General features: G+C 45.6%; 9 protein-coding genes and 1 pseudogene. 5 read left to right on the plus strand and 5 right to left on the minus strand.

The window, feature by feature from the left end:
• Window positions 1–110 precede the first annotated feature (110 nt).
• The 3 genes from O9334_RS00325 to acnB all read right to left on the minus strand — a co-directional run bounded on the left by O9334_RS00325 (window position 111) and on the right by acnB (window position 3,367).
• Complete coding sequence (locus tag O9334_RS00325) at window positions 111–377, minus strand: BrnA antitoxin family protein (protein WP_002746336.1); 267 nt, start codon at window positions 375–377, stop codon at window positions 111–113.
• Window positions 325–618, minus strand: coding sequence for a BrnT family toxin (locus O9334_RS00330; RefSeq protein ID WP_002735016.1), 294 nt, complete (start codon window positions 616–618; stop codon window positions 325–327). Before O9334_RS00330 ends, O9334_RS00325 begins: the two co-directional genes overlap by 53 nt.
• A 139-nt stretch (window positions 619–757) precedes the next feature.
• Window positions 758–3,367 carry a bifunctional aconitate hydratase 2/2-methylisocitrate dehydratase gene (gene acnB, locus O9334_RS00335; RefSeq protein WP_287998315.1) on the minus strand — a complete coding sequence of 870 codons (2,610 nt, stop codon included), beginning with the start codon at window positions 3,365–3,367 and terminating at the stop codon, window positions 758–760.
• A 159-nt stretch (window positions 3,368–3,526) separates the two neighbouring features.
• On the opposite strand from acnB, the gene deoC reads away from it, so the two are divergent.
• On the plus strand, window positions 3,527–4,204 hold the full coding sequence (deoC, locus tag O9334_RS00340; RefSeq protein WP_002797255.1) for a deoxyribose-phosphate aldolase: 678 nt from the start codon (window positions 3,527–3,529) through the stop codon (window positions 4,202–4,204).
• Here the strand turns inward: deoC and O9334_RS00345 are convergent.
• Window positions 4,169–4,438 carry a hypothetical protein gene (locus tag O9334_RS00345; RefSeq protein WP_287998320.1) on the minus strand — a complete coding sequence of 90 codons (270 nt, stop codon included), beginning with the start codon at window positions 4,436–4,438 and terminating at the stop codon, window positions 4,169–4,171. The two genes, deoC and O9334_RS00345, sit on opposite strands and share 36 nt — an antisense overlap.
• Here O9334_RS00345 and O9334_RS00350 point away from each other — a divergent pair.
• Both O9334_RS00350 and hisG read left to right on the plus strand, forming a co-directional pair.
• Window positions 4,425–5,207, plus strand: a complete 783-nt coding sequence (locus tag O9334_RS00350; protein ID WP_287998322.1) for an HAD family hydrolase — start codon at window positions 4,425–4,427, stop codon at window positions 5,205–5,207. The two genes, O9334_RS00345 and O9334_RS00350, sit on opposite strands and share 14 nt — an antisense overlap.
• Window positions 5,208–5,390: 183 nt before the next feature.
• The gene (gene hisG / locus O9334_RS00355) at window positions 5,391–6,038 is read left to right on the plus strand and encodes an ATP phosphoribosyltransferase (protein ID WP_287998326.1); all 648 of its coding nucleotides are present in this window, start codon (window positions 5,391–5,393) and stop codon (window positions 6,036–6,038) included.
• Between the two features lie 292 nt (window positions 6,039–6,330).
• Here the strand turns inward: hisG and chrA are convergent, their stop codons facing one another.
• Window positions 6,331–7,488 (minus strand): chromate efflux transporter, encoded by a 1,158-nt coding sequence (chrA, locus tag O9334_RS00360; protein ID WP_287998330.1) that lies wholly within the window; start codon window positions 7,486–7,488, stop codon window positions 6,331–6,333.
• A 365-nt stretch (window positions 7,489–7,853) separates the two neighbouring features.
• Here chrA and O9334_RS00365 point away from each other — a divergent pair, with 365 nt between their 5' ends.
• Complete coding sequence (locus tag O9334_RS00365; protein WP_045357495.1) at window positions 7,854–8,969, plus strand: TIGR03032 family protein; 1,116 nt, start codon at window positions 7,854–7,856, stop codon at window positions 8,967–8,969.
• An 85-nt stretch (window positions 8,970–9,054) separates the two neighbouring features.
• Window positions 9,055–9,249, plus strand: a pseudogene (locus O9334_RS00370) (IS701 family transposase); the annotation flags it as partial.

The following is a 9,249-nucleotide window of genomic DNA, read 5'->3' on the forward strand; positions in this document are numbered from 1 at the left end:
TCATTTCATTTAAGGCGATTTATTGGTAAATGAGATTGTGTGGCTTTTCATCCCGCTCAAAATGATAGCGAACTTTTTTATTGTGTGGCTTGTACCCGAACTAAACTTGACTATACTTTGTGAGCCTCCGCATAAATCCGTAAAGCGGCGGACATTTTTTGTTCACAATCCTCGCCCTGTGATTGAAACCAAGCTAGGGTTTCGGGATCTACTTGAACAAGAACATTTACTTTCTCTACAGGTTTCCACCACCGCGATTTACTAAAAAACTCCTCGGTTAAGGGCGGAATATCGGATGTGTCGATTTCCTCTTCCGTAAGAGCGTCAACTTTCTCCCAATTCGTCTCGGAGGTATTGTTCATATCGTTTTCGTTCATAGGGTAAAGCTTTACGAAGTGAAATAATACGAATTGTATCTCTACTCGGTTCTGTAAAAACGACAACTACCACTCGGCCATCGAGCGTACCGATTCCTATCAATCGATCTTCGCCATAATTTTCTCGTTCGTCAAGGGAAACTCGAATGGGATGTTCAAATATCCGCTGCGCGTCCGCGAAGTCTAGATCGTGCTTGATGATATTCGCTCGGTTCTTTTGTCGATCCCACTCGAATTTCATATTTTTATTTTATCGAGTTGTCATTCCGTATATCGAAAAAAATCCTATAATTGTCGAAAATTCGATCGTTAGAGGGGTCATCTTGATCGAAATCAAAAGAAATCTTTCGCCTCGATCGAAATGACCCATAACCGGTCAACTAACTCAAAACACCAGAAGGAATCCCTAAGATATCCTCAATTTTAGGTAAATCTTCTAGGGGAATTACCCGGCCTTCATCCTCAAAACCAGCGATTTCATTAAAGTTCAAATAGCGGTATAAATCGCCAGCAAAAGGATTAATTTTCTCGGTGACAATTGCGAGGTATTCCTCGACGGTGGGAATGCGTCCGAGCAGCGCACAAACCGCCGCTAATTCTGCGGAACCGAGATAGACTCGCGCATCTTTTCCCATGCGATTATTGAAGTTACGAGTCGAGGTTGAAAATACCGTCGCTCTGTCTTCAACCCGCGCTTGATTACCCATACAAAGGGAACATCCCGGCATCTCGGTACGCGCCCCAGAAGCGGCAAAAATGCCGTACATTCCCTCATCGCGCAATTGTTTTTCATCCATGCGGGTGGGGGGACAAATCCACAGTTTAGCCTTAGCAACTCCTGCTCCTTCTAATATCTTAGCGGCGGCGCGATAATGACCGATATTAGTCATACAAGAACCGATGAACACCTCATCGATTTTATCCCCGGCGCATTCCGACATTAACTTGATATTATCGGGGTCATTGGGTGCAGCAACAATTGGTTCTTTAATCTCGTTTAAGTTGACGGTGATAATATCCGCATATTCGGCATCCTTATCCGCCTCCATCAGGACGGGACTAGCTAACCATTGTTCCATTTTTGCTACCCGACGTAGGATAGTTTTGGCATCACTATAACCCCGGGCTGCCATATTTTTTAACAGGGCCACATTAGAGCGTAAATATTCCGCCACTGTCTCGGTACTTAACTTAATCGTACAACCGGCGCAGGAACGTTCCGCCGTGGCATCGGTTAACTCAAAAGCCTGTTCTAATTTCAAATCCGGCAGCCCTTCCATCTCCATAATGCGACCGTTAAAAACATTTTTTTTGTTCTGTTTTTCCACGGTTAATTTGCCTTCTTGGATGGCGACGTAGGGAATAGCATTAACAATATCGCGCAGAGTTACACCGGGTTGTAATTCCCCCGTAAAACGCACTAAAACCGATTCCGGCATATCCAAAGGCATTACTCCCAAAGCGGCCGCAAATGCCACTAAACCCGACCCCGCAGGAAAGGAAATTCCCAGGGGAAAACGAGTATGAGAATCGCCTCCAGTCCCCACCGTATCCGGCAATAACATCCGATTTAACCAGGAGTGAATAATGCCATCTCCCGGACGTAAAGCGACCCCACCCCGGGTAGAGAAAAAGTCGGGTAATTGGTGATGAGTTTGAATATCAACCGGTTTCGGATAGGCTGCCGTGTGACAGAAACTCTGCATGACTAAATCGGCGCTAAAACCTAAACAGGCTAACTCTTTTAACTCGTCCCTGGTCATCGGGCCGGTGGTATCCTGAGACCCTACCGTAGTCATAATTGGGTCACAGGAAGTACCCGGCCGCACCCCGGGTAAACCGCAAGCTTTGCCGACCATTTTTTGCGCTAGGGTGTAACCTTTACCCGTGTCACTAGGCATAGTTGGACGAGTAAATAGGGTACTAGCCTCAAGTCCCAAGGCGTGACGGGTTTTATCGGTGAGACTGCGACCGATTAAGAGGGGAATACGACCGCCGGCCCGCACTTCATCCAGAATTGTCTCAGGTTTGAGGCTAAAGGTGCTAATAGTTGCGCCCGCTTCGTTGGTGATTTTGCCTTCGTAGGGATAGATTTTAATCACATCCCCCGTGTTCATTTGGCTAACATCGCATTCAAGCGGTAAAGCGCCGGAATCCTCAGCAGTGTTAAAGAAGATAGGGGCGATTTTACTGCCTAAAATATAGCCACCAGCACGTTTATTAGGCACAAAGGGAATATCATCGCCAATATGCCAGAGAACCGAGTTAATCGCCGATTTTCGGCTGGAACCAGTCCCGACCACATCCCCCACATAGGCGACCGGATGGCCTAATTTTTTCAATTCGGCAATGGTTTCTAAAGACCCCGGTTGACGGGTTTCTAACATTACCAAGGCATGGAGGGGAATATCGGGCCGGGTGGTGGCATGGGGAGCGGGAGATAGGTCATCTGTATTGGTTTCCCCGGGTACTTTGAAAACGGTGACGGTAATTTCTTTAGCAAGTTTCGGTTTAGCGATAAACCAAGCGCCATTGGCCCAAGCATCGATAACCTGTTTAGCATAGGGATTGGTGTCGGATAATTCCAAAACCTCGTTAAATGCGTCGAATACCAGCAGGGTTTTACTTAAAGCGCTGGCAGCAGCGGCGGCGATATTAATATCTCTGGATTTCAGCAGTTCAATCAGAGAATGAACGTTATAACCACCGACCATGGTTCCCAGTAAGCTAACCGCACCCTGGGGGGAGATAACGTTAGATTTTATTTCACCTTTGGCAATTCCTGTTAAAAATCCCGCTTTAACGTAGGCCGCTTCGTCAACTCCGGGGGGAACACGGTCACGCAGCAGGGTCAGCAATTCTCCCCTGAGTTCTTCGGGCGGATTTTTGAGTATTTCGCATAATTCCGCCGTTTGTTGGGCGTTGAGGGGAAGGGGAGGGATACCTAATTTCGCTCGGTCGGCAACGTGCTGATGATAGGCTTCTAACATAGGTCTATTGTCTCCTAGTCTTCACTTGTGACGGTTTCTTCCTAGGTTACTGGATTTTTGCTAGTCTCGGAATTTCTAGGTTAGCGAGAGATGACTTTGCTGTGTGACTTCCATAAAATGAGAAAATAGCGATCGATTGACTATATTGAGGCGTAGATAATGGCTATCACCGATTCTGATCTAGATTTAGCACAATATATCGACCATTCTCTCCTCATCCCCACCGCCACCAGTGAACAATTAGAGGCTTACTGTCAACAGGCCGAACAATATCGTTTTCCCACCGTCTGCGTTTATCCCGCTGCCGTTAAGCAAGCGGTGCAGTTACTCCACGGCAAAAAAACTTTAGTTTCTACCGTGATTGGTTTTCCCGCAGGGGCCACTACCTCCGCAGTTAAACGTTATGAGGCTTTAGAAGCCGTAGATAATGGTGCCAAGGAGTTAGATGTGGTTATTAATCTCGGTTGGCTAAAAGATGGGAAATCTGAGCAATTATTCCAAGAAATTGCTAGTATTTGTCAGGAAACCGGCCAGACGGTGAAAGCGATTCTGGAAACCTCGCAACTGACGGACACCGAGAAACGTTTAGCGGCGGAAATTTGCATGGATGCAGGAGTTAGTTATCTAAAAACCAGTACCGGCTGGTTTGGAGGTGCAACGGTTAGCGATGTGAAGTTTCTCAAGGAAATTAGCAAAGGCCGGGTAGGAATTAAAGCATCCGGCGGAATTCGCACCCTAGAACAAGCGATCGCTCTTATCCGGGCCGGGGCCACCCGTCTGGGAACTTCCCGCGGTGTCGATTTAGTCCGTCAGCAAAAAGCCGCTTTTGAGGAGTAATACTAAATCCTGTTTAAAAGGTATAGGAAAGTGGGGTGTGGGGTGTGGGGAAGTGGGGTGTGGGGTGTAGGGTGTAGGGTGTAGGGTGTGGGGTGTGGGGTGTGGGGTGTAGGGTGTGGGAAGTAGGGAAGTGGGAAGTAGGGAAGTGGGGGGATGGGGAGAATAAATAGAAATAATCTCCTGTCTCCTGAATCCTGTCTCCTTAATCCTGAAAGCTAAAATGATGACTGACAATATAGGTAAAAATAAGGAGGTTTATTTGCCGATAATTCGCTGTGGTAATCGAGAATTTAGAGATATTCAAGGGATTGTTTTTGATAAGGACGGTACGCTAGAGGATTCGCGAGCTTTCTGGTACGATCGAGCTATAGCCCGGATACAAGCCATTGAATCGCAAATCCCTGGTTTAGAGTCTTTATTAACTAAAACTTTCGGTATTGGGGCAAATAGTCTCAATCCTGCCGGTTTAATGGCAGTGGGCAGCCGCAGAGATAATCATATCGCCGCTGCCGGTTGTATTGCTTCCACCGGTCGGGATTGGTTAACGGCAATGGCGATCGCAAAAGTAGCCTTTCAAGCGGCCGATGAAAAGGTTCCCCCCCGCTTCAATCCCCTCTATCCCCAATGTTTAGAAGTAATTCGTTATCTGCACGCGGCTGGTTTACAATTGGCGATTCTTTCCTCCGATACCACAGCACGAGTTGAGCAATTTGTCAAGGAAAATCACCTATTAAATTATATTAAAATTGCCCGGGGATGCGATCGAGGTTTAAGTAAACCCGATCCCCTATTATTGCAAGAAACCTGTCAAGCTTTGGGGACCGCAGTGGACAAAACCCTGATGGTGGGGGACACTAGGGCCGATTGGGAAATGGCTAAACAGGCAAAATCATCGGCGGCGATCGCAATTAGTTGGCAACCGGAAACCCATCAAGATTTACAATTAGCTGATGTGGTCATTAGAGAACTTACTGCCATCTCGGTTATCAGTTATCAGTTATGATTTTAGCTGTTAGGAGACAGGATTCAGGATTCAGGATTCAGGATTCAGGAGTCAGGAGATTATTTTTTATTTATTCTCCCCACACCCCACACCCTACACCCTACACCCCACACCCTACACCCCACACCCTACACCCCACACCCCACTCCCCACTCCCCCACTTCCCAATTCATAATTCCCTCTATGCTAACAATTGCCTTACCGAAGGGTGCTTTACTAAACGAAAGTATCCAAATATTTCAGAAAATTGGCTTAGATTTTAGTGCCTTTCTTGACTCAAAAAATCGCCAATTACAGATTACCGATCCCACTAACCAAGCGAAAGCGTTATTAGTCAGAGCCACAGATGTACCCGTTTATGTAGAATACGGTCAGGCACAATTAGGCATCGCCGGTTATGATGTTTTATTGGAAAAATCTCCCGATGTGGCTAATTTAATTGACTTAAAATTTGGTTACTGTCGGATGTCGGTAGCTGTCCCTGCTGATAGTCCCTATCAAAGTCCCTTAGATATTCCCCATCACGGTAAAGTCGCCTCAAAATTTGTCAATTGTGCTAAGGATTATTTTCGTCGTTTAGATATTCCCGTCGAGATTATACCTCTCTATGGTTCTGTAGAATTAGGCCCGATTACGGGGATGTCAGAAGCGATAGTTGACCTAGTTTCCACCGGTCGAACTTTACGCGAAAATGGTTTAGTAGAAATCGCCGAATTATTTGCTAGTAGCGCTCGATTAATCGCTCATCCCCTCAGCTATAGACTAGACCGCAATCAGATTTATAACTGGGTAGAAAAGCTCAGTTTAACAAATCAGCACCCCCCTTATTAAGCGGGTATCAAGGGTAGGGTTGATTCATGAATCAACCCTACCTTGAATCAACCCTACCTTAAATCAACCCTACCTTAAATCAACCCTACTTTAAATCAACCCTACTTTAAATCAACCCTACTTTAAATCAACCCTACTTTAAATCAACCCTACCTTGAATCAACCCTACCTTGAATCAACCCTACCTTAAATCAACCCTACCTTAAATCAACCCTACCTTGAATCAACCCTAGGGATCAAGGGGGGAGCAAAGGCAAAATCTATTTAATTATAACCATTTACTTATTTCCCCCTAACCTAATTGTTTCAATAGCAAACCAATAAGCGCACCAGCAAGAATTAACCAAGTAGAATTAACCTGAAAACGTAGTAAAAGAATAGCGGAGATAAGAGATAGAATGATAGCCAATAAATTAAAAGGTAAATTACCGTAGGGTTGTAACCAAGTAGCCAGGGATAAATTAAAAATTACTGCCACCATTAAAGCCACGGCACTAGCATTAATCGCGTCTAAAAAAGCCCCTGCCCAAGCCGATTCTCTCAATTTAGGAATAAGAGGATTAAGTAATAAAACAAAGATAAAAGAAGGAAAAAAAATCGCTAGAGTTGCCACAATTGCCCCCGATACTCCTAATATTTGATAACCGATAAAAGTGGCTGTAGATAACACTGGACCGGGGGTAAATTGACCCACAGCAATAGCATCTAATAATTGTTGCTGGGTTAACCATCCTTTCCCCTGCACTAAATCCCCCTCTAAAAAGGCAACTAACACATAACCACTACCAAATAAAACACTACCCACCTTGAGAAAAAATAGCCCTAATCCTGTTAATGTCGGTGGGATATTGCTAGGAGTAGCAACCGCCGTCGCACCGCCTATTCCTGCCACAATCAGGGGAAAAGTAGCGAATTTTTTTAGGATAAACATCCCGATAATTCCGCCTAACAGTAAAGCGATAATTTCATTTAAACCTAAAATTAATAATCCGATAACTCCCAATCCGATGAAGAGTAATTGACGGGTTTTCAGTGCCTTTTTGCCTAAGCGCCAGAGTGCCTGAAAAATCACCGCAATTACTACCGGTTTAATGCCGGCAAAAATCGGGGCCACATCGGGTAAAGTCCCGTAGGTAGTATAAATCCAAGCTAGAAAACCCGTAATTAACACCGCAGGAGTAATAAAACAAACCCCCGTGATTATTAAACCCGCTAAACCACCAAAAATATAACCGATATGAATAGCCATTTCCGTGGAATTAGGACCAGGAATCAGATTAGTGGCCCCCACCAAATCGAGAAATCGCTCCTTAGTCATCCAACCGCGACGCTTAACCACTTCTTCCTCCATTAAAGCGATATGGGCAGCCGGACCACCAAAACCGATAATGCCGATTTTGAGAAATAAAAGGGCAAGTTGCGAGAGATTGGGAGGCGATGAAGTCAGCATTTTCTGATTACCAATAGTTTTTCCAGAATCAAGTTTATATCCAAAAGAATAAGCTTAAGCTAAATTCTTGGCTAGATCTGGTCAATTCCATAATTGCAAAAGTGTTTTACACAAACTCAATCATAAGTATTTAATGCTCCCGTTCAAGTAAATTTGATACAAAAAAAGTTAAGAAAACTTTACAAGTAATATTGATTAGTTTGTTTATAATGAACCCCATTAATACCAACTGAAACCCATCACCACCCCCCTTATTAAGGGGGGCAAGGGGGGCAAGGGGGGATTAATTAGAACCCCTTAGTCAACAAATCATAAACAATAATCAATTATCACCATCGACTCTAATCTATAGCCAAAAAAACTCTATGGACAGCTTGCCGCCCAAGACTAACCAGTTTTCAGATACTCAAGAGCCAGCAGCGAGTCCAACTCAGCGCCAAGCGGTGCCGGTCAATTATGAGTACAGCCTCAATCTGCCGGAATTACTCAACCAGCTTGACTTGTCGGTGTTGATTTCCACCTACCAAGCGGGAAGAGTGGCCAGCATTGGCACTTATCAAGGACAAATGCGGGTGAGTTTCGCCCATTTTGACCAAGCGATGGGTTTAACCCGAACTGCTACCGGAATTGCTGTGGGCGCTCGTCAGGCAATTTGGCATTTACCCGCTAATCGAGAGATTGCCCCCCAGATTAAACCAGAAGGAGAACAGGATATCGCTTTTTTAGCTCGTTCCTCTCACCTCACCGGCCCGATTATGGGTCATGATTTGGCCTTTGGCAGTAATCGCCTTTGGGTGGTCAATACCTTATTTAACTGTCTGGCAACCATCGAAGGAAATTGGAGTTTTCTCCCCCAGTGGAAACCGCCTTTTATTACCGAGTTAGTCCCCGGAGACCGATGTCACCTCAATGGCTTGGCTATGGCTGAAAATAGCGGCACTCCCGTATATGTGACGGCATTGGGGGAAACCAACGAGGAAAGCCTCTGGCGAGAGAATAAGGCACAAGGCGGATGCTTAATTGATGTGCCGAGGGGAGAGGTGATTCTCCGGGGTTTAGCCATGCCCCATTCTCCCCGTCTTTACCAGGGTAATCTCTATTTCCTCAATTCCGGTTATGGAACCTTGAACCGTTGGCATCCCCAAACTGGCAGCACGGAAATCGTGGCGGAATTGCCCGGTTTTACCCGGGGTTTGGACTGTTGGGAAGGTCACGCCTTTGTCGGGTTGTCCCAAATTCGGGAAACGGCAATTTTTGGCGGTTTACCCCTGGATGAGCGACGCAATCAATTGCGGTGCGGGTTGGCTATTATCAATCTAGCTACCGGTCAACTGGTGGCAACTTTTTGGTTTAATAGCGGCGTGGAGGAGGTTTTCGCCGTCTCCGTCCTCCCGGGCTACCGCAACCCAGCGCTAATTGGACCAGATACCGACCTCGACGGCACTCAATCGGTGTGGATGGTGCCTTCTTTGCCAGCTTAAGTACCTAATGGGACTTAAACGCTCAACAAAGGTTTAATCGAGTATAATCGTTACAGAATAAGGACTTTACGTTGAAAAATCAGCGATGAAAGAGACAACCCCAGCCGCGATGCCCCCATGCTTTGACCGATGGTGTGGACGGTTTGACAATTGCTTCAAAAACGAAGCGCAAAAAAACGGCTTCAGACAATATTTAGGAGGATTATTAGGGGAAAGTGAGAGGAAAAACCTCACTCAAATGGCCAATAATGCCGTCGGAGTAGTTTATAACCGATTACAT

Source organism: Microcystis sp. LE19-8.1F (assembly GCF_027531715.1).
GTDB lineage: Bacteria > Cyanobacteriota > Cyanobacteriia > Cyanobacteriales > Microcystaceae > Microcystis > Microcystis wesenbergii_A.

Bases quoted from the DNA above. Each gene is read 5' to 3' on its own strand.
- O9334_RS00330 (WP_002735016.1), bottom strand. From the start codon at position 618: ATGAAATTCGAGTGGGATCGACAAAAGAACCGAGCGAATATCATCAAG.
- O9334_RS00325 (WP_002746336.1), bottom strand. From the start codon at position 377: ATGAACGAAAACGATATGAACAATACCTCCGAGACGAATTGGGAGAAA.
- O9334_RS00350 (WP_287998322.1), top strand. From the start codon at position 4,425: ATGATGACTGACAATATAGGTAAAAATAAGGAGGTTTATTTGCCGATA.
- deoC (WP_002797255.1), top strand. From the start codon at position 3,527: ATGGCTATCACCGATTCTGATCTAGATTTAGCACAATATATCGACCAT.
- chrA (WP_287998330.1), bottom strand. From the start codon at position 7,488: ATGCTGACTTCATCGCCTCCCAATCTCTCGCAACTTGCCCTTTTATTT.
- acnB (WP_287998315.1), bottom strand. From the start codon at position 3,367: ATGTTAGAAGCCTATCATCAGCACGTTGCCGACCGAGCGAAATTAGGT.
- O9334_RS00365 (WP_045357495.1), top strand. From the start codon at position 7,854: ATGGACAGCTTGCCGCCCAAGACTAACCAGTTTTCAGATACTCAAGAG.
- hisG (WP_287998326.1), top strand. From the start codon at position 5,391: ATGCTAACAATTGCCTTACCGAAGGGTGCTTTACTAAACGAAAGTATC.